Source organism: Streptomyces sp. NPDC021080, assembly GCF_044333225.1.
Classification (GTDB): Bacteria; Actinomycetota; Actinomycetes; order Streptomycetales; family Streptomycetaceae; genus Streptomyces.
This window is the reverse complement of the sequence record NZ_JBIRQM010000004.1, coordinates 425,041-445,886: the sequence shown is the minus strand read 5'-3', so window position 1 is coordinate 445,886 and position 20,846 is coordinate 425,041. Positions and strand designations below refer to the sequence as shown.

Sequence of the window (20,846 nt, the reverse complement as noted above, 5' to 3'; positions counted from 1 at the left end):
GCTCCGGCTCCGGCTTCAGGAACATGCCCCGGGGCATGTGGTCACGCCGGGACGCCGTCGGGCGGCCGAGGACACGCAGGTTCAGTCCGGCCGCCGCCGCGTGGGACGCGACGGACAGGCCGCAGGGGCCCGCTGCCACCACCAGGAGTCGTACGTCAGCGGCTGCTCGCCTTCTCGTCGTCGGCAGGGGCAAGGGCGGGGGAGCCCGCGAGAGGGGCGGCGGGGCGGCCGGACACGGGGACGGACACCCGGGTGGCGAAGGGGTCGGCTCCTCGCCCGGAGCACTCACCGCGAGGGCGCTCACCTCATCCGACGGGACCAGTGCGGCGGGCCGGGAAACCCGGTCGGCCACTTGGCGCAATGCCGCGGCGATGTCCGCGAGGGACGTGCCGGGCGGGGGAGGGGGTGCGTCTCGCTCACAAAGCGCGATCTGCGGACGGGACTTCCCGTGGAATCGGCGACCAGGTGCACCTCCGCACCGGCCCGGCCGGGCGCGCGCACGGCTCCCGGCGTTCCGCGGTGAAGGGATTCCGGTCGATGCGCGGCAGTACGGCGGGGACCCGGCCGTCGAGACGCGGCGCGGGTTTCCCCTTCGGCATCGGGGCGGGCACGGCGACCGGCGAGTCACCCGTGCGAGTGATCGTCAGAACGGGAGGCCGGAACCCTGGTTGGCCGAATCGGAATTCGTATGACTGAGTGTCAGTAATCGGAAGGGAAATCCGATGATCGAGAGGGAGAGGAGCAGGTATGGCCCCACAGCAGCAGCGGCCCCGGAGCGGAAGGCTGGCGTTCATCGCGGCCGGCATCGTCACGTCGGTCGCCCTCGCGTCCGGTCCGGTGTACGCCGTGGGTGCGGGGGCGGTGCGGGCAGCCGGCCTGCCGGCTCCGACACCCACGGCGGCGAAGCGGCCCGCGAACTCCTCGGCCACGGGAGGCGTCCGGGCCACGGCAGGTGTCCGGGCCGCGGGCGGACTCCGGGCCGCGGCCGACGTCCCGGCCGCGGGAGCGAGCCCGGCCGCGAGCCCGGCCGCGAGCCCGGCACCGGTGCCCACCGGGCCGGCGACCGCGTCCGCGGCCGTACCGGCGGAGACCGGCGCGGACGGGGCGGACGGGGCGGACGGGGCGGATCCCGCGTGGCCCGCCGGTCGGGCCGCCGCCGCGCCGCCGGCCTTCGGCGCCTACCTCGACTACGGCCCCGAGGGCATCGCCCGTATCGAACAGCTCAGCCGGTGGCTGGGCGGCACCGAACTGCGGGTCGGACACACGTATCTGCCCGGTGACCGCTGGAGCAACATCGAGGGCGCGCCCGGATTCCTGGACGCCTGGGCGGACTGGCGCCGCCGCCGGGACGACCGGATGCTCGTCCTCAACGTCCCGATGATGGAGCGCAACGAGGAAGGGTTCTCCGACAGGGAGGTCCGGCGGCTGCTGCGCGAGGCCGGGACCGGGGCCTTCGACCACCATTTCCGCACGCTGGCCGAGCGGCTCGTCGAGCTGAAGGTGCCCGACACCGTCATCGTGCTCGGCTGGGAGATGAACGGCATCACGTACACCCATCGCTGCGGTCCCGACCCGGAGGCCTGGAAGAGGTACTGGAACAGGATCGTCACCACCATGCGGTCGGTGCCGGGGCAGCGGTTCCGGTTCGATTTCGCCCCGAACCGCGGCCGGGACGCGATTCCCTGGACCGAGTGCTATCCGGGGGACGGCACGGTCGACATCATCGGAATGGACGCGTACGACCAGCCGTCGGGACTGTCGTTCGACCAGCAGGTGAAAGAGCCGTACGGGCTCCAGGAACAGGTGGACTTCGCGAAGGCCCACGGCAAGTCCGTCTCCTATCCCGAGTGGGGCCTGTACCGCAACGGTGACAACGCCTCGTACGTGAAGGACATGCTCGCCTGGATCGACGAGCACAAGCCGCTGTACAACACGCTCACCGACTACTGCCCGCACGGCGTGTGGCAGTGCCGGGACAACCCGCTGGCGTCCGAGGCCTACCGGGCCGCGCTGTCCCACCTCGCCGGTCCGATGTCCACCGCTGCGGCACCGGAGCCGACGCCGGACTCCGAGTCGGCTGCGACACCGGTACCCGCGGCGACCTCCACGCCCGAGCAGGCCTCGCCCCCGGCACCCGAGCCGGTCTCCACGCCTATGCCCGAGCCGGTCTCCACGCCTATGCCCGAGCCGGCACCGACGTCGGAACCGGCCTCGACACCCGAGCCGGTGCCGACTCCGGTCAGGACACCGGTGTCCGAGCCGGTTCCCGTTCCGGTGAAGACCGAGACGCCCGAGCCGGTCTCCACTCCGGCGCCGAAGCCCGAGCCGGTCCAGAAGCCGGTCGAGACGCCGAAGCCCGAGCCCGTTCCGACCCCGGCCAAGACGCCGGTGTCCGAGCCGGTCTCCACTCCGACGCCGAAGCCCAAGCCGGTCCCGAAGCCTGTCCCCAAGCCGGTCCCGACCCCGGTCGAGACGCCGAAGCCCGCGCCCGTTCCGAAGCCGGCCAAGACCGAGACGCCCGCGCCCGTTTCCACGCCGGCCCCGAAGCCTCCTCCGGCACGCGAGCCCGTTCCGCAGACGACGCCGGATCCGGCCACCTGTTCGCCCCTCGAGCTGGGCGACTGGGTGGAGTACTGGCTCGGCGGGAAGCTGTGCGTGAGACTCGACTGGCCGTCGCACGACCACCAGCCGCACGACTGGCTGTCGCACGACTGGCTCTCGGGCGACTGGTTGTCGGGCGACTGGTGACCCCTGGTGGCGGGGGGGCGGGGGGGGGCCCCCCCCCCCCCCCCCCCCACACACCCCCCCCCCCCCCCCGCCCCCCCCGGCCCGGCCCGCGCGGCCCCCCCCCCCCCCCCCCGCCGCGGGTGCGGGCCCCCCGGGGGGGGGGGGGGTTTGGGGGGGGGGGGGGGTGGGGGCCGGGGGGGGGGGGGGGGGCGCCCGGCCCCCCCCCCCACCACGCTCCTTCCAGCTCCGCAGCAGTTCCTTGACCCGTCGGCGCGCGGCGACGTCGCAGAAGACCGCCGACATCAGCAGTGCCGTACGCCGGCGGGCGAGGAGCAGCCGCTGGTTGACGACCGGATCCGGGCGCCAGTGGTGCTTGTACGGTTCGTCGCCGCGCAGCAGGCTCAGCGTTCCGCGGTCACCGTCCTCGGTGTGCCGGGAGCAGGCGTCGAGGAGTATCACCGCCACGTCCGCCTTGCGTTCGCGCAGCTGCGGGTGGACGCCGTACAGATAGCCCCCCACCAGGCGCCGCGACAGCAGGGTGAGGTCCACGGCCATCACGGTGCCGTCGAGCCGGAACTCGGTGACCACCGCGTCCCCGGACCGCACCATCGGGCCCACCGAGCGGACCAGATGCCTCGAGAACCGTTCGTGGAGGTGCTCGGACGTCACCTTCCGGCCCTCCCACTGCAGCCGGTGCAGTTCGAGCAGCCGGCCGAGCGCCGTGTCCACCTCGTCGTGGTCCACCACCCGCCGTTCGACCCCGAGCGCGGTGAGCTTGCGCAGCTTGGCCCGCACGCGCTGGGCCTTGGCCGAGGGGAGACGGCCGACCAGCTCGTCCATCGAGACGGCCGGCAGCTCCAGACACAGGGAGTCCCCGAGCCGGCGGCGCGGCCCGTGCCAGTGCTCGTAGACCCGCTCCACCGCGCCGCCGGGGCGGACCTCGCGGAAGTCGATCAGCGCGGTGCGGGCCGCGGCCGACAGTCCCTCGGCGAGCGCCGCCGCCGCGCGGTCGGCGTGCTCGTCGTCGAGGAGCACGTCCGCGTAGTCGGAGATCGGCCCGCCGAGCGGTACGAGCGCCGACAGTCGGCGGCGGGCCCGCATCAAAGGCGCGACCGCGAGCAGTTCACCGCCCTCGCGCACGACCACCAGACGCAGTCGTCCCGGTGTCCCGTACGACAGCCACCAGGAGTGCAGCCAGGCGTGGCTCTGGAAGGCGGTGGCGGCGCCGCACCGCCGGTACAGGCGCCCCCAGGGCTCTGCCAGTTCGGCGAACTCCCGCTCTTCGGTGACGAGTTCGGTCCGCGCGGTGCTGCTCCGTACCCACGCCTGAAGCGTCCCGCTCACAGCTGGCCGTGCACATCGGCGGCAGTGGCCGGGCTCGGCACCGAGGCCTGCAGGGCCGGGTCGGCGGACCGCCGGGGACGGACCAGCAGCACGAGGCCGCCGAGCAGTCCGCCCGCGCTCGCGCCTACCAGGCCCGTCACCGTCGGGGACGGCGAGGACGCCGAGACCGGCTTCGTCGCGCGCGCGAACGACAGGAGTTCGACCTTGGTGCTCTGCTTGCTCTCGTTGGCGTGCTGGGTCAGGGAGCGGGTGACCGCGTTGGCCATGTCGGCGGCCCGGTCCGGCCGGGTGGACGTGGCGGAGACGGCGACCATCGGGGCGTCCGGGGAGGTCACCGCCCGCACGCTCGACTCCAGCGTCTTCACCGGCACACCGGCCCACACCTGGGCGTCCCCGAGCACCGCGAGCTGCGTGGCGACCCGGCCGTAGGCCTGGGCGAAGCCGAGCGCGGCCGCCGGATCGCCCTTGTCCGTCGGTACGGCGATGACATAGCTCGTGGCCGTGTAGGCCGGGGGCTTCACCACGCCGTACGCGCCGCCGAGGACGCCGCCGAGGACGGCCGTGGCGGCGAGCAGCGACCACCGGGGCATGGTCCTCGCCCGGGGAAGGGACGAACCCGGGGGGCGGTGCCCCCTGGTGAGGTTTTCGGACATGTGGGACTCACTCCAGTCAGGTGTGCGCGACAGTGGCCGCGTACACGTCCATGAGCTGTGCGGCGCTGCGGGTGATGCAGTAGTGGTGGGCCGCCTCCGGGGCCGAGCGGGGGGCGGGACCCCGGGCCCGGACGCCGGTCAGCGCGCGGGCGAAGGAGTCCGCGCCGCCCTCGACCCGGGTGGCGCCGCGGGCCGTCCCGGGCGGCAGGTCCTCGACGGCCGGGCAGGAGACGTACAGCACCGGCAGTCCGGCCGCCAGCGCCTCCACGATGGCCAGTCCGAACGACTCCTCGGGGCTGGGCGAGGCGAGGACGTCCATGGCCCCCATCAGTGACGGCAGATCGGTGCCGGGAGAGCCGCCGGCGGGGCGTTCGCCGGCGAACAGGACCCGGTTCGCGACCCCGGCGTCGTGTGCCGCGCGCCGCAGTCCCGTCTCCTCCATGCCACCGCCGACCAGCAGCAGCCGGCAGTCACCGGGCAGTTCGGCCAGCGCGCGGATCAGGACGTCGAACCGCTTGCCCGGCGCGAGCCGGCCGACGCCGCCGACGACGTAGGCGTCCTCGGGGAGTCCGAGCAGGCGGCGGGTGCGTTCGCGCAGGCCCGGGTCGAAGCGGAACCGGTCGATGTCGACGCCGTTCGGCACGACCGCGATGCGCGGTCCGGGCACACCCCAGCGGCGCAGCCGGTCGGCGACCGTGGGCGAGACGGCGACCGTGGCGCGGCCGAGCCGCTCACCGGCCAGATACAGGGCCCGTACGCCCGGACCGAGCCGGCGCCCCTCCATCTGCGAGTCGCCGAGCGAGTGCTCGGTGGCCACGACCGCTCGCACCCCGGCCAGCCGCGCGGCGAGCCTGCCGTACAGGCAGGCCCGGTAGAGGTGGGTGTGCACGAGGTCGTAGCGGCCCGCGCGGATGATCTTCACCAGGCGGGGGAGCGCGGTGAGGTCGCGGTTGCCGGACATGCCGAGATGGATCACGCGCACACCGTCGGCGGCGAGCCCCGCGGCGACCGGCCCCGGATCGGTGAGCGTCACGACGTCGCAGCGGACGGGCAGGTGCCGCAGCAGCAGCCGCAGTTGCTGCTCGGCGCCGCCGACACCGAGGCCGGTGATGATGTGCAGCGCCTTCACCGGGCCGCCTCGACCGGGCGCCGGCGCAGCCGGTGCAGCCGGTGCTTCAGGAACAGGCGCACGGGGGTGTCGTTCTCGCCGATGTGCACGCGGGGGAGGGCGTACGGGCCGGTCAGCGGGCCGGGGTCGATCGCGCAGCCGTAGCTGTACCCGGCGTCGCGGACGGCGTCGACGACCCGGCGGTCGACGGTCCCGTACGGATAGCAGAAGCCGTCGACGTGAGCGCCGATCACCTCCGAGAGCACCGCTCTGCTCCCCGCGATCTCGGAGCGGAGCACGGTGTCGTCGGCCTTCGTCAGGTCGACATGGGTGAGTCCGTGCGAGCCGACCTCCATGCCCTCGCAGGCGGCGGCGAGCCGGACGCCCTGCTTGCTCAGCAACGGCTTGCGGGGGCCCAGCGGATCCCAGGCGTTGTCACCGCCGAACCGGCCGGGCAGGACGAAGAGGGTGGCCCCGAATCCGTGACGCCGCAGGAGCGGAAGGGCGGTCTCGACGAAGTCGGCGTACCCGTCGTCGAAGGTCAGGCCCACCAGATCCGGTCCCTGGCCGCGGGCGCGGGCCGCGAGCAGGTCCCGCACGCACACCCCGCGCAGACCGCGCCGGCGCAGCCAGGCCAGCTGCAGGCCGAGCCGCTCCGGGGAGACCGTGACACGGTACGGATCGTCGGAACAGTCCCCGACCGAGTGGTACATCGCCACCCAGGGCGGTGCGTCGAGGGAACTCGTACCGGTACGTCTGCTGATGTCAGCGGAAACGGGCATGCGAAACCCTTCGTGTGACGGAACGGAGTGCGGAGGCGAAACCCTCGACCCGGAAGGCCCAGGCCAGCAGGGCGAAGACGACGGTCACGACCGTGCCGCCGACGACGAGTCCGAGCAGCGGGGAGTCCATGCCGCTCGTGCACAGACCGCCGATCGCCGTCGCGGTCAGGGCGGCCCGCAGCGGTTTGCCGATCTCGGTCACCACCTTGCGGGTGCGGATCGGCACGCTGCGCGGGCCCATGCCGTACAGCAGGAGTACCGCGGTGAGGGTGATGCCGGCCGCGTTGGCGGCGGCGATCCCGCGGACCCCCCAGGGGCCGACGGCCAGAGCCCCGGTACAGCAGGTCGCGACGATCCCGGCGGTCATCGCGAACAACGGGTACCAGGTCGGACGCGTCGAGGAGAAGTACGAGCGCACCAGCGCGCCGACCAGGGTGTGGCCGAGCAGTCCGAGGGCGTACACCCGCATGACCGCCGCCGTCGCCGCCGTGTCCCGGGCGGTGAACGCGCCGCGCTGGAACAGCAGCTGGACGATCTGCGGGGCGCAGGTCACGACCACGGCCGTGCCGAGCAGGACCGTGCAGGCGACGAGCGTCAGATCGCGCTCCACCCGGGCGCGGGCCCGCTCGGTGTCTCCCTCGGCGATGGCCTGCGCGACCACGGGGAAGGTGACCGTGCAGAGCATCAGCGAGAGCACCATCGGCATCTGGGCCACTTTCTGGGCGTAGTTCAGATGCGAGATGGCCCCGGCCGGCAGCGAGGAGGCCAGGAAGCGTTCGACGAGGACCTGGGACTGCCGGCAGAGCGCGAAGAGCAGGACCGTACCGACGAGGGTCAGATCCATCGGGCGGGCGGGTTCACCGTCCACGGTCCCGGCCGCCGACCCCCCGCGCCGCAGCTGCCGCCACAGCGACGGTGCCTGCACCACCACCATGAGCGCCCCGCCGGCCGCGACGCCGAGGGCCGCCGACCGCACGCCCCAGCGCGCGCCGAGGACGAACATCACCGTGATGATCCCGGCGTTGTACGCCATGTAGATCGCCGCCGGTGCCACGAAGCGCCGGTGCGCCCGCAGGGCCGCGCTGCAGTAGCCGGCCAGTCCGAAGGAGAACACGCAGGTCGCGGTGAGCCGGGTGCAGTCCACCGCGAGCCGGGGATCGGGCAGGCCGGGCGCGAGCGCCTCGACCAGGTACGGCGCCCCCGCGATCAGCAGCGCGCCGAAGGCCGCGAAGGCGAACGCCAGCCGGGGCAGGGTGGCGGCGACCAGCGCGCGCACGGGATCACCGGCGGCTCCCCGGGCGCGCCGGGTCACGGCCACGCTGAACGCCGGGATCAGGACGAAGGCCAGTCCGTCCTCGATCAGCAGGGTCGCCGCGAACTCCGGCACCGTCCAGGCGACGAGGAACGCGTCCGTGTCCGACCCGGCCCCGAACAGGTGCGCGAGCGCCTGGTCCCGGACGAGGCCCAGCAGGGCCCCGGCGATGGAGAGGGTGACGGTGACGAGAGCGGCCTTGGCGAGGAACCGGTTGGAGGTCGCGTGCCGGTCGGCGCCCTTCCGGGTACCGGGGGGCGGCACGACGGCGGGAGACGGGGAGGCGGTGGAGGCGGAGGCACGCGTGGGGGGCGACGGAAGGGACGCCCCGCCACCGCTCCCGGCACCCGTCCCGGAGCCCGGGTCCGCGTCCCGGCCTTCCCCCACCCTGGGCGGCGTCACCGTCATCGTGCCGCGGCCTCTTCGCGTACCGCGGCGGCCGGTGTCGTCGCGCCGGTGCCGGGCGCCGTCGACGGATCCATCAGCGCTCCCCAGCCGATGACGCCGAAGACGACGGCCGTCAGGACCGTGGAGGGGCCGCCGATGTCCGCGTACACGAAGTCGACCAGCTGCCAGACGAGCAGCCCGCACGCGACGAGCGCGCAGTCCGTGCCGTGCGGGGAACGGCCCGTGGCCAGGCCGGGTCCTGTGCCGAGGCCGGGTTCCGTGGTGAGGCCGGGTCCGCCGGTGTCGCGGGCCGTACGGCGTGCGCGGAGCAGTCCGCGCAGCGCGAGCAACAGCAGTGCGAGCCAGCTGCCCGTCAGGGCGAGCAGTCCGACGAGGCCCTGCTCGCTGAGGACCAGGAGATACATGTTGTGCGGGGAGAGCAGCGCCTGCTTGTGATACGCGGCGCCCGCGCCCCCGATGTCGCTGCCCGAGGAGAGCGCGAGCGAGGCGTGGGAGTCCCGGTGGTCGGGGAAGCCCTTCAGCCCGACGCCCGTCAGCGGATGCTCGCGCCACATGCCGGTGGCCGCCGCCCACATCGTGTACCGGTCGGTCACCGACTGGTCCGGCGCGTCGGTGACCTGCGTGATGCTGGCGACACGCTCCTGGAGCATCGAGCTGCCGACGCCGAGACCGCCCACCAGGATCATTCCGGCCGCGGCCAGCGCCGCGACCACCTTCACCGCGCGCCGCAGCCCCGCCAGCACCAGCTGCGCTCCGCAGGCCAGGGCCGTGGCGATCCACGCGCCCCGGCTGAACGAGAGCGCCAGCGGCAGCAGCAGGGCCAGCGCGCACAGCACGGCGGCCGAGCGCTGCCGTGCCTCGACCGCTCCCAGGGCCAGCGCCACCGCGCACACCACCCCGAACGCGACCACCGTCGCCATGCCCATCACGTCGGCCGGCCCGAAGGTCCCCACCGCCCGGACGTTCTCGCCCTGGTACGAGGCTCCGGTCCCGGTGGCGTACTGCCGCACCCCGACCGCCCCCTGCCACAGCGCCAGCGCGACGAACGACCAGGCCAGCAGACGCAGGTCGCGCCGGTCGCGTACGAGCAGCAGGACCGCGGCCGGCACCAGTACGAAGATCTGCAGATAGCGGGTGAGGCCGGTGAGCCCCGCCCCCACGTCCGCCGCCCCGGCCGCCGCGACCGAGATACCGACCACCGGGAGCCCGAGGACCACGGCGGCGGTCCGGGACAGCGGGCGCCGGCGGGTCCGCAGGAGATGGATCACGCAGCAGAGCACCACGAGACCCGACATGGCGTCCGCGACGTTCGGGCCGCCCTCGTCGCTCGGCGCGATCGGCAGTCCGAGCAGCGCGATCACCGCGACGACGGGCAGCACCGGCAGCGCGCGCCGCAGAGCGGCGGTCGGACCGGCCGACGGAGTGACGGGCAGGGCCTGGTTCACCGGCTCAGCTCCCCGTCGGGCGCATCAGCGCCGCGGCCGTGCGCAGCAGGATGCAGATGTCCTGCCACATCGACCAGTTGTCGATGTACGCGTTGTCGAACCGGCAGCGGTCCTCGATCGAGGTGTCGCCGCGCAGCCCGTGCACCTGGGCGAGTCCGGTGATGCCGGTCTGCATCCGGTGACGGGCCGCGTATCCCGGGTAGGTCTGGCTGAACTTGGCCACGAAGTAAGGCCGTTCGGGGCGCGGTCCGACCAGGCTCATGTCGCCCCACAGGACGTTCAGCAGCTGGAGCAGCTCGTCGAGCGAGGTGCGCCTGAGGAAGTGGCAGAAGCGGCTCATCTCCTGCTCGCCCGCCACGCTCCAGCGGGTCGCGGCCTCGTGCGCGTCGGCCGGACGGTGGGTGCGGAACTTCAGCAGCGTGAACGGCCGTCCGTCCTTGCCGATGCGCTCCTGCCGGAACACCACACCGGGCCCGTCGGTCAGCCGCAGGACGACCGCGAACACCAGCAGCAACGGACTGACCAGCAGCAGCAGCGTGCCGGAGACGGCGACATCGAGGAGCCGCTTCCCGAAACCGGCGCGCCGCAGGCCGATCGACAGGGGGCGGCAGGCGAAACCGGCCAGCGTGTGCCCGCCCTCAGGGTCGTACGACGGGGAGTCCGGGTCGACCTTCCACAGCTCGCAGCCCGCGAGGGCCAGCGCCCGCAGTATCGGCCCGCGCCGGCTCGGCGGCTCCACCACCAGCACGGCCCGCACACCGTTCTGGATGAGCGCCCGCTGCACCTCCTCGCCGGTGCTGAGCACCGGCAGTCCCCCGAGGCCGGTCGGCCGGTCGGAGATGACACCGACCGGCCGCACCCCGCAGTTCGGGTGGCGCAGGAAGGCCGCGGCCACCCGCTGCGCCGTCCCGGCGGGACCGACCACCAGGGCGGCACCGGGGTGCCGTGCGAGGGCACGCCGACGCCGCCGGTGCACCGTGCCGCGGCCCGCGCAGCTGATCAGCGACTGCACGGCGCACCCCAGGGCCAGCGTCCGGGCCGACAGTGCTCCGTCCGGGGCGAACGCGGCGCAGGCGGCGGCCAGCGCGCACCAGGTGACCGCGATCCGCCCGCAGACGGCGGGGAGTTCGTCGAGCAGCGCGGGCAGCGGCACCGGCCGGTACAGGGACGCCCGCGCGTTCAGACCGAGCACGCCGAGCAGCAGGGTGACGACCAGCAGTGGGTGCCGTTGGATCTCCGTGAGTGTCTGTCCGGCCACCAGCGCCGCGGCGGCGTCCACGGCGGCCAGTGGCAGCCAGGAGGCGCGCCGGGCCGCGGGCCGCTGCCCGGCCGGGAACCTGAAACCGCCGTCGGTCTCGCGCGAAGGCATGACAGAGACGGATGAGAATCCGTACTCCCGGGGCTGGCCGCCGGGGGAGGGGACGGTGCTTTCCGCAGTCACGAGTGGATGGACTCCCTGCACTCGGTTTGGTCCGCGCACATGAAGCACTCGGTGTGCTGCGGCTGTCGCCCGGTCAGCAGTTCGCGGTACACCCGCGCGACCGCGTCGGCCGTGAGGCGTACGTCGTGCGTGGTCAGTACGTGGCGGCGCCCCTGGTGGCCGAGCGATTCGCGCAGCAGCGGATCGGACAGCAGCGCGCCGATCGACTCGGCCAGCGGCGCCGGTTCCGGTGAGGCCACCAGACAGCGGGTGTCGTGTCCCGGCGGCAGACTCTCGCGGGCGCCGTCCACGTCCGTCATGACGACCGGGCGCCCGCAGGCCATGGCCTCCAGCGGAGCCAGCGCCATGCCTTCCCAGCGGGACGGCAGCACCACCAGATCGGCGGCCTGGTACCAGGGCACCGCGTCGGCGGCGGCGCCGGCGAACAGCACGCCGCGCGGCGCCCCGGCGCGCAGCCGCGCGGCGTCCGGCCCGTCCCCGACGAGCACGAGCCGCGCCGTGGGCACCCGCCGCAGCACCGAGGGCCATGCCTCCAGCAGGATGTCCTGCCCCTTCTGCCGGCACAGCCGCCCCACGCACACCACCAGCGGAGCTGCCGGAGCGACCCCGGCGAGCAGCGGCAGTCCCGCGCGTACGGTGTCCACGGAGGCGGGGTGGAAGCGCTCGGGATCGACGCCGTTCGGGATCACCTTCCAGGGGGCGCGCACTCCGGCTCGTACGCCGGTCGCGCGCTCCGCCTCGCTGACGCACACCACCCGGGACGCCCAGCGCGCCCCCCACCGCTCCCAGCGCAGCGCGAGCGCCGCGGCGGCACCGTCGACGGCCTCGAACGACCAGGCGTGCGGCTGGAACACCGTCGGCACCCGTCCCCGCAGCGCGAGCCGGGCCGCGAGCCCCGCCTTCGCGCTGTGCGCGTGCACCACGTCGGGCCGCACCCGCGCCAGGACCCGGCCGAGCCGCCGGACCTCCTGGGCCAGCTGCGGCCCGGGCGCCCGCGTCGCGTGCCAGGGCCGTACGTCCGCGCCGAGCGCCCGTACCTCCCGGGTGAAGCCGTTGCCGTCCGGGCAGGCGACCGTCACCCGCGTTCCGGCGGCGAGCTGGGCCCCGACGAGGTCGGCGACCACACGGGCGACGCCGCCGTCGACCGGCTGCGTGACATGAAGGACCCGCGGCGGAGGGTCTGTTGGCTGATGCATGCGCGGTTCCTCGCTGACGGGCGGCGCGCCGGTGCGCGCGTCACTGCTTCGCGTCGACGGCGGCGAACAGTGCTCCGACCCAGGCCGCGTCCCGCTGCGAAACGATCCGGAAGGCCAACTGGTCACCCCCGCCGCGGATCCCCTTGCCGAGTTCGAGGATGTCCGAGTCGTAGCCGAGCGTGTTCGCGTATGCGGGTACCCGCCTCACTGCGACAGGTCCGGGTTCGCTGATGGTCGAATTCAGTACGTCGTCACGGGGGTTGGCCGCGTCGCCCAGCTCCGTCGGCGAGCCGCGGCCCGTCGAGACGGACAGCGAGTCGCCCCCACGGCCGCGGTCGCCGTCGTACGCGACCAGGCCCACCCGGCCCCGCACGTTCCCCGGGAGGTCCAGCCCGCCCAGCGGGATCACCCGCCCCTCGCCGGGGCCGAGCGTCCCGAAACCGTTCCACATCGTCAGATGCCACAGCGGCTCCGACTTCTTCTCGTACGCCACCATCAGCGTCCAGCCGCCCCACGCCCCGGCGACGGACCGGCCCTTCGCCACGGCGACCCGGGCCACCGTGCAGAGACCCGAACCGCTCGCCCGCACCAGGCGGGTGACGTCCGCCGAGGCCTGGAACGCGTCGGCCCCGTGGACCACCCGGCGCCCGACCGCACGGTCCGCGCGCAGACCCTTGTACGCGCCGCCGGGCGCGGCGATCAGCACGCGTCCGTTGTCCCCCGGCGGCTTCCGGACGCCGGCCCGGAGGTTGCCGCCCCAGTACAACCGCGCGTACGTGACGTGCGCGCCCTTGGGCAGGCGGACCTCCGCGCGGCTGGAGTCGTAGGTGTCCGGGGCGTGGTCGACATCGATGTAGGACATGTCGAAGTCCCCGTTCGCGGCCCGGGCGCCCCGGCGTACCGCGGAACAGGTGGGCGCCGCGGCGCGGGTGATCCCGGCCGTTCTCACCGAGCCGTGGGGCAGCGCCGGCCCGGCGGAACCGCGGCAGCTGACCGAGGAGTTGGCGGCCCGCACGATGCCACCGTGCTGGAGCGCGTGGTACCGCTGTGTGAACGGGAGCGACTCCGCCTGTGCCGCGGGCGCCGTGCCGCCGTGCGCCGTGTCGGCGGGAGCCTGCGCGGACGCGGGGCCGCCCGCCCAGAAGGTGGCGAGGGCGGAGCGGCCCACGATCGCACGGCGCAGCAGCAGAGTCGGGGAAGTACGCATGACCGGCGGTGCCCTTTCGGGGAAAAGGTTGTGGACCAGCGGACGGATGAACATCCGGGAATCAGACGAATCAGACACGTACGCGTCGGCTCCCCGCGAGCCCCCGGCGCCCCTCGACGCCCGCTTCAAGGCGCCCTCGGAGAGCTCGACTCTAGCTGTTGTCCCACTTTGTCAGCGAAAGCTGTGATGTGTGTCGGAATCGTGCGGTCGGGTCGCTTCGGAGATCACTCCTTTGGAGGCACAACCCGCGTGCGCGCCGCGCGTTGAACCCGGAGCCGGGCATCCCGCCCGGATGGTGTGTCGAATTTCAAGGAGCACTTCTCCATGTCGCGTATCGCGAAGGGCCTGGCCCTGACCTCCGTTGCCGCCGCCGCTGTGGCCGGCGCCGCCGGTATCGCCGCCGCCGACAGCGGCGCGCACGGCGCGGCCGCCCACTCCCCGGGTGTTCTGTCGGGCAACGTCGTGCAGGTTCCCGTTCACGTCCCGGTCAACGTCTGCGGCAACACCGTCAACGTCATCGCGCTGCTGAACCCCACCTTCGGGAACGCCTGCGTCAACGGCTGACGTCATCGCGGACCTTCCGGCCGGCCGTCCTCCCGCAACGGAGGGCGGCCGGCCCGCGTTGCCGACGCGACACGGGCGGAGAGCGAACGGGACGCAGGAATTTTCTGCACGTGGAGTTTCCGTCGCGTTCGGAGCTCGTTAGGCAGCGAAAAGAGGAATTCCCTCCGGTGACATCGGTCGCCGAAGAAAGGAACACGATGAAGTCTCTCAAGGCCGCCGCCGTAGTCGCCGGGGCTCTGGCCGTCGCCGGTGCCGCCGCGCCCGCGTTCGCCGCCGGAGCCTCCGGCCTCACGCCTTCCAGTCTCAACGGCGCCCTGGAGACCGTCACCAGCCAGCGTTCGCTCAACGCGCAGGACGTCTTTCCCCTGCAGCACCAGTCGAACGCGCTCGACACCGAGAACAAGGGCTCCGTGCTGAACGGTGTGAACGGTGCGGCGAAGAAGCTCAACACGACGGCCACCCCCGCCCGGCTTCTCGGCGGAGTTCCCCTCCAGGGTTAGTCGTATCCATTCCGTGCGTGTCCCTCCACAATGTCCTCGGGTATTTCCCTAGGCTCTGGAGAGAATCTTCGATGAAAGGCTCACAATGAACACTGCCAAGAAGGCCGCTCTTATTTTCGCCACCGCCGGAATGGCCGCGGGTGCCGCCGCGGGAAGTGCCGTCGCCGACTCCGGTGCCAAGGGTGCCGCGGCCAATTCCCCGGGTGTCGTGTCGGGCAACGTCGTGCAGGTTCCCGTACACGTTCCGGTCAATGTCTGCGGCAACACGGTCGACATCGTCGGTCTGCTGAACCCGACTTTCGGCAACACCTGCATCAACCACTGACACCGTACGGCCGATGCGATGGGAAGGGTCGATTCCGAAGGTACGGAATCGGCCCCTCTCGCTGTTCGAGTCGCGTACCTCGTTCGTGTGGTCACGCTCCCGGACATCGCCCGGTCGGGTGATTTCCGGTCAGAACCCGAACGGACGCATCGATAAGGTTCCGCGGTGACCTCAACCTCAAGCGAAATGCGCCCTCTTCGGGTCGCCGATCTCGGCACGCTCGCCGTCATGGCATTCAGCGGAGAAACCCCCGACGGTGACATGCCCTATCTCCTCGCCTACTCGCTGGGAGACGGTGACGGGGGTCCCGAAGGGTCCGCGGCCGCCATCCGGCAGCTGCTGATCGACAACGGACTGCCCGTGGGCGACACGCTCATCGACGGGTCCCGGCAGCCGGGCCTTCCGCTCACCCTGCTCATCGAGGCGGGCCAGGCCGTCGTCAGCATGCCGCACCTCAACGCCCAGTGCGTCGTCCCGCCGGAGTGGCTCGCGGCGGTGGGGGAACGCGGCTACGCCTACTTCCTGTTCGCCACCCGCGCCTGGCCCGTGGCCCAGCCCGGCAAGCCCGTCGCGCCCGAGGACCTGACGGCCTTCGCGGGCGACGAGGAGACCCTGCTCAGCGCGTCCCACGTGCTGCTGCCCGCGCGCAACCTGCACGGCTGATGACGCCCGCCGCGGGACGGGAGACAGGCACCGCGGGACGGGGGACGGGCGGCGCGCGCGGGAACACTGCCGGCAGCGGCCGTGCCTTCGCCCTGCTGCTGGTGATCACGGGGGCGGCCGGTCTGCTCGCCGCGTGGGTCATCACGATCGACAAGTTCAAGCTGCTGGAGAACCCGAACTTCGTCCCGGGGTGCAGCCTGAACCCGGTGGTCTCCTGCGGCAGCGTGATGAAGAGCGAGCAGGCGTCGGCCTTCGGATTCCCCAACCCGATGCTGGGCCTGGTGACGTACAGCGTGGTGATCTGCGTCGGCGTGAGCCTGCTCGCGCGGGCCACCTTCCCGCGCTGGTATTGGCTGGTCTTCGACGCGGGCACGTTGTTCGGCGTCGGATTCGTCAGCTGGCTCCAGTTCCAGTCGCTGTACCGGATCAATGCGCTGTGCCTGTGGTGCTGCCTGGCCTGGGCCGCCACGATCATCATGTTCTGGTACGTCACGTCTTTCAACGTGCGGAATGAATTCCTGCCCGCCCCGGAATGGCTGAAGGCATTCCTCACGGAGTTCACCTGGGTTCTTCCGGTACTGCACATCGGCGTCATCGGAATGCTGATCCTCACCCGCTGGTGGGATTTCTGGACGAGCTGATTCTCCTTATCGGACGACTTATGGGTCCGTCGGGGGAATCTTGAACTGATGGCGTTCCCGGAGTCGTTACGTGGTACGGACGCCGAGCCGTCGAATGCCGAAAGGGACCGTACCCGAGATGACGCCGACCATACGAGGAACGCTCGCCGCCGTCATGACCCGTGCGGCGGCGGTGGGTGCCGCCGCCGCGGCCCCCGCCTTCGCGGCCGGCACGGCCCCCGCCCCGGTGCCGCCGAACGGAGTCGAGCGGTCGCTCGGCCTGAAGTCGCCCGGCATCGCGGGTGAACTGCCGTTGCCGGGCCGACGGGAGGGACCGCGGTATGCCGGGGGCGGATGATCCCCGAACAGGCGGTTCCGCAGGTGCCGCCCAGCGGCGGGCTTCCCGGCGCGGACGTCCGTACGCCCCTGCCGCACGTCCTCGGCGACGGAGTCGACCACCCCACACTCTCCGCGCCCGCGGCCGGCCTGCGGACGCAGACCCCCGGAGCGTCCCTGGACGGCCCGCTCGGTGCGCCGAATCCGGACCGCCTCGGCCTGCCCGGACCGAAGCCGCCTCAGGCCGCCGTACCCACAACGCTGTTGGAGACCGTGCCGGTGGCGAACCTGGAGACGGGCGCCGGTTCCTGGACGGTCCCGTCCAAAGGCGCGGGCCCGGGAGCCCGGATGGGGCCCGTCGCCGTCGATCTTCCCGAAGCAGACCGGGACAGCCTGAATTCGTCGAGGAGAGAAGTATGTTCGCCAGCTGGATGTCGGGCAGAGGGCCGAGACGCGGGCGGGGCCGGACGCCGGCCGCCCCCGCTCGCGGCCGGGGGGCGCAACGCGTGGTGGGTGGGCTGGCGCTGACCCGGCGCGGTGCGATGCGGGGGCTGCTCGTGTCGGCCGTCGGCGCGGCGCTGGCCCCCGTCGTCGCGGCCTCACGGCCGCCGCGCCGCCCCCGGGACCTCTCCTTCGACGAGGTGTACCGCGGCCGGCACATCCTCGGTACGGAGGGCGGCTCGGACGGCCGGGCCGCGTTCGCCGGAAGCGAGTGGCAGGTCACCGTGGACGGCCGGCCCCTGCATCTGATGCGCCGCGCGGACGGCAGCTATCTCAGCATGGTGGACCACTACGAGTCGTATCCGACCCCGCTGGCGGCGGTACGCGCGGCCGTCGACCAACTGGGCCCCGCCGAGCATCTCAGAGGCATGGGAGGCGGCACCGCCGGTGCGGGCGGCGGGCAGCGGAGCGGCACACGCAGGAGCGGCACGAAGGGGAGCGGCCACCACCATGGTGTACACGCGTAAGGACGTCAGCACCCTCACGAGCGCGGAGCGGCGTCGCTTCGTCACCGCGATGCTGGAGGTCAAACGCCGCGGAGAATACGACGAGTTCGTCCGCAGGCACATCGACTACTACGTCGCCGACGGCGACGGCGGACTGCGCGCGGCCCACATGGCGCCCTCGTTCCTCCCCTGGCACCGGTGCTTCCTGCTGGACCTGGAACAGGCGCTGCAGCGCGTGGACTCCGGGGTGAGCGTGCCGTACTGGGACTGGACGCGGGACCGCACGCCGACCTCCGCGCCGTGGACCAAGGACCTGCTCGGCGGCAACGGGCGCAGTTCGGACCGGCAGGTCATGACCGGGCCCTTCGCCTACGCGCAGGGCAAGTGGACGATCAAGGAGGGGGTGACCGACGGCGCCTTCCTCATGCGCGAGTTCGGCCGCCCGCGCAAGCCGATCCAACTGCCCACGCGGGCCGCGCTGAACGCGGCCCTGGACGATCCCGTCTACGACACGGCCCCCTACGACTCGACGGTCACCCGGGGTTTCCGGAACCGCCTGGAGGGCTGGGGGCACGGGACGGGGAACGCCACCTGGGAGAACCACAACCGCGTCCACCGCTGGGTCGGCGGCCACATGCTGGGCGGTGCCTCCGTCAACGATCCCGTCTTCTGGCTGCACCATGCCTTCGTCGACCTCCAGTGGTCCCGCTGGCAGAAGCGGCACCCGGGCGCCCGCTATCAGCCCGAACGGCCCCCCGGGCCACACGATTCCCAGTACCGGCGCATCGTCGCCCGGCGGGAGAAGATGCCCCCGTGGGGCATGACCCCGGAATCGATGGAGGACCACAGTCACATCTACCGGTACGCGTAGCCGCGCGTACCGGGAACGGCGAGGCCCCCGGCGGTGACTTCCCGCCGGGGGCCGTGCGCGTGCCGGGCTCAGTTGCCGTAGCCGCGGCGCTCCTTGGTGCTGTGGTGCTTCTTGGTGTCGTGGTGCTTCTTGTCGCCGTGGTGCTTCTTGTGGTGCCCGTCGCCGTTCACGCAGGTGTTGCCGAAGGTCGGGTTCAGCAGACCGACGACGTCGATCGTGTTGCCGCACACATTGACCGGCACGTTGATCGGGGCCTGGATGACGTTGCCCGACAGGACACCGGGCGAGCCGACGGCCCCGCCCTGGGCGCCGGCGTCAGCCATGGCCATGCCGGCCCCGCTGAGGGCCACGGCACCCGTGCCCACGACGACTGCGGCGGCCTTCGCGATGCGAGACATCACGTTCTCCTTAAGACTCGGAAAGTGCGATGGCTCGGACGCGACCGCACTTCCCCTTCAACGTCTCCGTCCACACCTGGTCACGGGCGTTCCGCCAGGGGATCACTGTTCGAACAGGGGCCGGGCGAGCGACTGTTCGGCCGATGACCGGACGGCCCGGTGACCGGGCGGGGTCAGCCGACACGGCTCTGCCAGGGGCCGCCCGCCCGCAGGGCGCCGCTCGTCGTCCGGCACGGCACGGCACGGCACAGCGCAGTGCCGTGCCGTGCAGGCGCATGCAGGGTCCCTCTCCAGGCTCATCCGGACCCCCTGCCCGAGCGGCCGCGGGCCGGGCCGGGCGGGCGTGACGCGGACCGCGGGGGGAAGCCGCGACGGTCACGCGCCGCCCATGGCAGTATCTGGGCACTATGAATGCGTCGCCGGCGGTACGGAGTCTGCGCGCGGCGGTGTTCGCCGTACTGTGCGTGCTGCTGGCCGTCGGGGGGCATCTGCTCGCCACCGGACAGGCGCCGCCGCTCCGGGCGGAAGGCGCCGGACTCCTCGTCGTCTTCGCCGCGTCCTGTGCGCTGGGCGGCCGTGAACGGTCCCTGCCCGGGATCGGCGGGGCCATGCTGGTCGCCCAGGCCGGACTCCACCTCGGCTTCGAGGCCGCCCGGCCGCGCATGGCGATGACCATGCACGGCATGCACATGGCGCACCCCTCCGCACACGCCCTGACCCCCCACGCCACGGTCGCGCACGCCGCCGCCGCTCTGCTGGCGACCTGGTGGCTGCGGCGCGGCGAGGCCGCCCTGTGGTCCCTGCTGCGCCGGGCCGTGACGTTCGTACCGGGGCTCGCCGCGTGGTGGAGGACACGGACGGGACTGCTCCCCGCACGGCAGTACGGGGATGCCGAGGGCCGGGCACCCGCCGAGCCGTGGCCGCTTCGCCGGGCGCTGCTGCGTCACGCCGTCTCGCGCCGGGGACCTCCGGCAGGGCTCGCTCACACGCCCTGACCATCTTTCACCTCAGTACGGAGTTCCCCAGATGTCCCCGATCAGCACCACCCTGCGCCGCACCGGCACCGTCGTCGCCCTCGCCACCGCGGGCGTCCTGGCCGCCGCGGGCGCCGCCTCCGCGCATGTGACGGTCCACCCCGAGAGCTACGCCAAGGGAGCCACGGACGGTCTCCTGAGCTTCCGTGTCCCCAATGAGGAGGACACCGCCAGCACCACCAAGGTGCAGGTCTTCCTTCCCACCGATCACCCCCTCCTGGGTGTCCTGGTCACTCCGCAGGCGGGCTGGACCGCGAAGGCGACGACCGTCAAGCTGAAGAAGCCCGTCAAGACGGACGACGGCACGATCACCGACACCGTCTCCGAGATCACCTGGACCGGGGGCCGGATCCGCCACGGCGAGTTCCAGGACTTCCAGGTCGCCTTCGGCCAGCTCCCGGACGACGTCGACCAGTTGACCTTCAAGACGCTCCAGACCTACTCGGACGGCAAGGTGGTCCGCTGGATCGAGCAGTCGCAGAAGGGCGAGGAGGAGCCGGAGAGCCCGGCCCCGGTGCTCGCTCTCACGGCCAAGGGCTCGGGAGAGGAGCCCGCCTCGACCGCCACCGGGGCGGCCGGCTCCGACGCGTCCTCGTCGTCCTCGGACTCGTCCGCCGAGAAATCGACCGCGAGCGCCAAGAGCAGCGACTCCACCGCACGCGCCCTGGGCACCGCGGGCCTGATCGTCGGCGCTCTCGGCCTGCTCGCGGCCGCCTTCGCCGTCGTCCGCGTCCGGAGCGCCCGCTCCTAGCCCCCGTCACGGCCGCCGCCCCGTCAACTCCCGTCGGCGGGGCGGCCGGCCCCCACGATTTTCCCCGGCACTCCGCGGATCACCACACGAGATGCCGCGGCCGGACCCTCCCCGGTGACCCGGTGACCCGGTGACCCGGTGACCCGGTGACCCGGTGACCCGGTGACCCGGTGACCCGGTGACCCGGTGACCCGGTGACCCGGTGACCCGGTGT

At 73.0% G+C, this 20,846-nt stretch carries 19 protein-coding genes and 2 pseudogenes; 11 read left to right on the top strand and 10 right to left on the bottom strand.

Annotation, left to right across the window (positions count from 1 at the left end; genetic code table 11):
• Nucleotides 1-747 precede the first annotated feature (747 nt).
• Nucleotides 748-2,166: pseudogene (locus ACH4S8_RS12680) on the top strand (glycosyl hydrolase); the annotation flags it as partial.
• Nucleotides 2,167-2,946: 780 nt separating this feature from the next.
• Here the strand turns inward: ACH4S8_RS12680 and ACH4S8_RS12675 are convergent.
• The 9 genes and pseudogenes from ACH4S8_RS12675 to ACH4S8_RS12635 all read right to left on the bottom strand — a co-directional run.
• Nucleotides 2,947-4,071 (bottom strand): annotated as a pseudogene (locus tag ACH4S8_RS12675) (GNAT family N-acetyltransferase); the annotation flags it as partial.
• Complete coding sequence (locus tag ACH4S8_RS12670; protein WP_398392889.1) at nucleotides 4,068-4,724, bottom strand: lipopolysaccharide biosynthesis protein; 657 nt, start codon at nucleotides 4,722-4,724, stop codon at nucleotides 4,068-4,070. The gene ACH4S8_RS12670 and the pseudogene ACH4S8_RS12675, both read right to left, overlap by 4 nt.
• 16 nt (nucleotides 4,725-4,740) lie before the next feature.
• Nucleotides 4,741-5,853 (bottom strand): glycosyltransferase, encoded by a 1,113-nt coding sequence (locus ACH4S8_RS12665; protein ID WP_398392887.1) that lies wholly within the window; start codon nucleotides 5,851-5,853, stop codon nucleotides 4,741-4,743.
• A complete protein-coding gene (locus tag ACH4S8_RS12660) occupies nucleotides 5,850-6,614 on the bottom strand; it encodes a polysaccharide deacetylase family protein (protein ID WP_398392885.1) in 765 nt (254 codons plus the stop codon). Before ACH4S8_RS12660 ends, ACH4S8_RS12665 begins: the two co-directional genes overlap by 4 nt.
• On the bottom strand, nucleotides 6,598-8,334 hold the full coding sequence (murJ, locus tag ACH4S8_RS12655) for a murein biosynthesis integral membrane protein MurJ (RefSeq protein WP_398392883.1): 1,737 nt from the start codon (nucleotides 8,332-8,334) through the stop codon (nucleotides 6,598-6,600). Before murJ ends, ACH4S8_RS12660 begins: the two co-directional genes overlap by 17 nt.
• Nucleotides 8,331-9,779 (bottom strand): O-antigen ligase family protein, encoded by a 1,449-nt coding sequence (locus ACH4S8_RS12650; RefSeq protein ID WP_398392881.1) that lies wholly within the window; start codon nucleotides 9,777-9,779, stop codon nucleotides 8,331-8,333. Before ACH4S8_RS12650 ends, murJ begins: the two co-directional genes overlap by 4 nt.
• Before the next feature lie 4 nt (nucleotides 9,780-9,783).
• A complete protein-coding gene (locus tag ACH4S8_RS12645) occupies nucleotides 9,784-11,220 on the bottom strand; it encodes an exopolysaccharide biosynthesis polyprenyl glycosylphosphotransferase (RefSeq protein ID WP_398392878.1) in 1,437 nt (478 codons plus the stop codon).
• The gene (locus ACH4S8_RS12640) at nucleotides 11,217-12,416 is read right to left on the bottom strand and encodes a glycosyltransferase family 4 protein (RefSeq protein WP_398392876.1); all 1,200 of its coding nucleotides are present in this window, start codon (nucleotides 12,414-12,416) and stop codon (nucleotides 11,217-11,219) included. Before ACH4S8_RS12640 ends, ACH4S8_RS12645 begins: the two co-directional genes overlap by 4 nt.
• 40 nt (nucleotides 12,417-12,456) lie before the next feature.
• Entirely contained in the window at nucleotides 12,457-13,623 is a 1,167-nt protein-coding gene (locus ACH4S8_RS12635; protein ID WP_398392874.1) for a DUF3344 domain-containing protein, read from the bottom strand.
• 324 nt (nucleotides 13,624-13,947) lie between these two features.
• On the opposite strand from ACH4S8_RS12635, the gene chpG reads away from it, so the two are divergent.
• The 8 genes from chpG to ACH4S8_RS12595 all read left to right on the top strand — a co-directional run bounded on the left by chpG (nucleotide 13,948) and on the right by ACH4S8_RS12595 (nucleotide 18,449).
• Complete coding sequence (chpG, locus tag ACH4S8_RS12630) at nucleotides 13,948-14,187, top strand: chaplin ChpG (RefSeq protein WP_398392872.1); 240 nt, start codon at nucleotides 13,948-13,950, stop codon at nucleotides 14,185-14,187.
• 197 nt (nucleotides 14,188-14,384) lie between these two features.
• The gene (locus ACH4S8_RS12625; protein WP_398392870.1) at nucleotides 14,385-14,687 is read left to right on the top strand and encodes a hypothetical protein; all 303 of its coding nucleotides are present in this window, start codon (nucleotides 14,385-14,387) and stop codon (nucleotides 14,685-14,687) included.
• A gap of 85 nt (nucleotides 14,688-14,772) precedes the next feature.
• Nucleotides 14,773-15,012 carry a chaplin gene (locus ACH4S8_RS12620; RefSeq protein ID WP_398392868.1) on the top strand — a complete coding sequence of 80 codons (240 nt, stop codon included), beginning with the start codon at nucleotides 14,773-14,775 and terminating at the stop codon, nucleotides 15,010-15,012.
• Between the two features lie 165 nt (nucleotides 15,013-15,177).
• A complete protein-coding gene (locus ACH4S8_RS12615) occupies nucleotides 15,178-15,675 on the top strand; it encodes a DUF5949 family protein (protein ID WP_398392866.1) in 498 nt (165 codons plus the stop codon).
• The gene (locus ACH4S8_RS12610; RefSeq protein WP_398392864.1) at nucleotides 15,675-16,316 is read left to right on the top strand and encodes a vitamin K epoxide reductase family protein; all 642 of its coding nucleotides are present in this window, start codon (nucleotides 15,675-15,677) and stop codon (nucleotides 16,314-16,316) included. The genes ACH4S8_RS12615 and ACH4S8_RS12610 overlap by 1 nt, the downstream gene beginning before the upstream one ends.
• A gap of 118 nt (nucleotides 16,317-16,434) precedes the next feature.
• Complete coding sequence (locus ACH4S8_RS12605) at nucleotides 16,435-16,653, top strand: hypothetical protein (protein WP_398392862.1); 219 nt, start codon at nucleotides 16,435-16,437, stop codon at nucleotides 16,651-16,653.
• A gap of 409 nt (nucleotides 16,654-17,062) precedes the next feature.
• Nucleotides 17,063-17,599: a tyrosinase family oxidase copper chaperone gene (locus ACH4S8_RS12600; RefSeq protein WP_398393174.1), complete on the top strand. Its 537-nt coding sequence runs from the start codon at nucleotides 17,063-17,065 to the stop codon at nucleotides 17,597-17,599.
• On the top strand, nucleotides 17,583-18,449 hold the full coding sequence (locus ACH4S8_RS12595) for a tyrosinase family protein (RefSeq protein WP_398392860.1): 867 nt from the start codon (nucleotides 17,583-17,585) through the stop codon (nucleotides 18,447-18,449). Before ACH4S8_RS12600 ends, ACH4S8_RS12595 begins: the two co-directional genes overlap by 17 nt.
• Nucleotides 18,450-18,517: 68 nt before the next feature.
• On the opposite strand, the gene ACH4S8_RS12590 is transcribed toward ACH4S8_RS12595, so the two are convergent.
• Nucleotides 18,518-18,847, bottom strand: a complete 330-nt coding sequence (locus tag ACH4S8_RS12590) for a chaplin (protein ID WP_398392858.1) — start codon at nucleotides 18,845-18,847, stop codon at nucleotides 18,518-18,520.
• 407 nt (nucleotides 18,848-19,254) lie between these two features.
• Between ACH4S8_RS12590 and ACH4S8_RS12585 the strand changes: the two genes are divergently transcribed.
• Complete coding sequence (locus ACH4S8_RS12585) at nucleotides 19,255-19,842, top strand: hypothetical protein (protein ID WP_398392856.1); 588 nt, start codon at nucleotides 19,255-19,257, stop codon at nucleotides 19,840-19,842.
• 31 nt (nucleotides 19,843-19,873) lie between these two features.
• Nucleotides 19,874-20,632, top strand: coding sequence for a YcnI family protein (locus ACH4S8_RS12580; RefSeq protein WP_398392854.1), 759 nt, complete (start codon nucleotides 19,874-19,876; stop codon nucleotides 20,630-20,632).
• Nucleotides 20,633-20,846: the final 214 nt, after the last annotated feature.

Excerpts from the sequence above, each read along its gene's own strand:
- ACH4S8_RS12670 (WP_398392889.1), bottom strand. The coding sequence starts at position 4,724 with ATGTCCGAAAACCTCACCAGGGGGCACCGCCCCCCGGGTTCGTCCCTT.
- ACH4S8_RS12660 (WP_398392885.1), bottom strand. The coding sequence starts at position 6,614 with ATGCCCGTTTCCGCTGACATCAGCAGACGTACCGGTACGAGTTCCCTC.
- murJ (WP_398392883.1), bottom strand. The coding sequence starts at position 8,334 with ATGACGGTGACGCCGCCCAGGGTGGGGGAAGGCCGGGACGCGGACCCG.
- ACH4S8_RS12640 (WP_398392876.1), bottom strand. The coding sequence starts at position 12,416 with ATGCATCAGCCAACAGACCCTCCGCCGCGGGTCCTTCATGTCACGCAG.
- ACH4S8_RS12635 (WP_398392874.1), bottom strand. The coding sequence starts at position 13,623 with ATGCGTACTTCCCCGACTCTGCTGCTGCGCCGTGCGATCGTGGGCCGC.
- chpG (WP_398392872.1), top strand. The coding sequence starts at position 13,948 with ATGTCGCGTATCGCGAAGGGCCTGGCCCTGACCTCCGTTGCCGCCGCC.
- ACH4S8_RS12625 (WP_398392870.1), top strand. The coding sequence starts at position 14,385 with ATGAAGTCTCTCAAGGCCGCCGCCGTAGTCGCCGGGGCTCTGGCCGTC.
- ACH4S8_RS12620 (WP_398392868.1), top strand. The coding sequence starts at position 14,773 with ATGAACACTGCCAAGAAGGCCGCTCTTATTTTCGCCACCGCCGGAATG.
- ACH4S8_RS12610 (WP_398392864.1), top strand. The coding sequence starts at position 15,675 with ATGACGCCCGCCGCGGGACGGGAGACAGGCACCGCGGGACGGGGGACG.
- ACH4S8_RS12605 (WP_398392862.1), top strand. The coding sequence starts at position 16,435 with ATGACGCCGACCATACGAGGAACGCTCGCCGCCGTCATGACCCGTGCG.
- ACH4S8_RS12600 (WP_398393174.1), top strand. The coding sequence starts at position 17,063 with ATGTCGGGCAGAGGGCCGAGACGCGGGCGGGGCCGGACGCCGGCCGCC.
- ACH4S8_RS12595 (WP_398392860.1), top strand. The coding sequence starts at position 17,583 with ATGGTGTACACGCGTAAGGACGTCAGCACCCTCACGAGCGCGGAGCGG.
- ACH4S8_RS12590 (WP_398392858.1), bottom strand. The coding sequence starts at position 18,847 with ATGTCTCGCATCGCGAAGGCCGCCGCAGTCGTCGTGGGCACGGGTGCC.
- ACH4S8_RS12585 (WP_398392856.1), top strand. The coding sequence starts at position 19,255 with ATGAATGCGTCGCCGGCGGTACGGAGTCTGCGCGCGGCGGTGTTCGCC.
- ACH4S8_RS12580 (WP_398392854.1), top strand. The coding sequence starts at position 19,874 with ATGTCCCCGATCAGCACCACCCTGCGCCGCACCGGCACCGTCGTCGCC.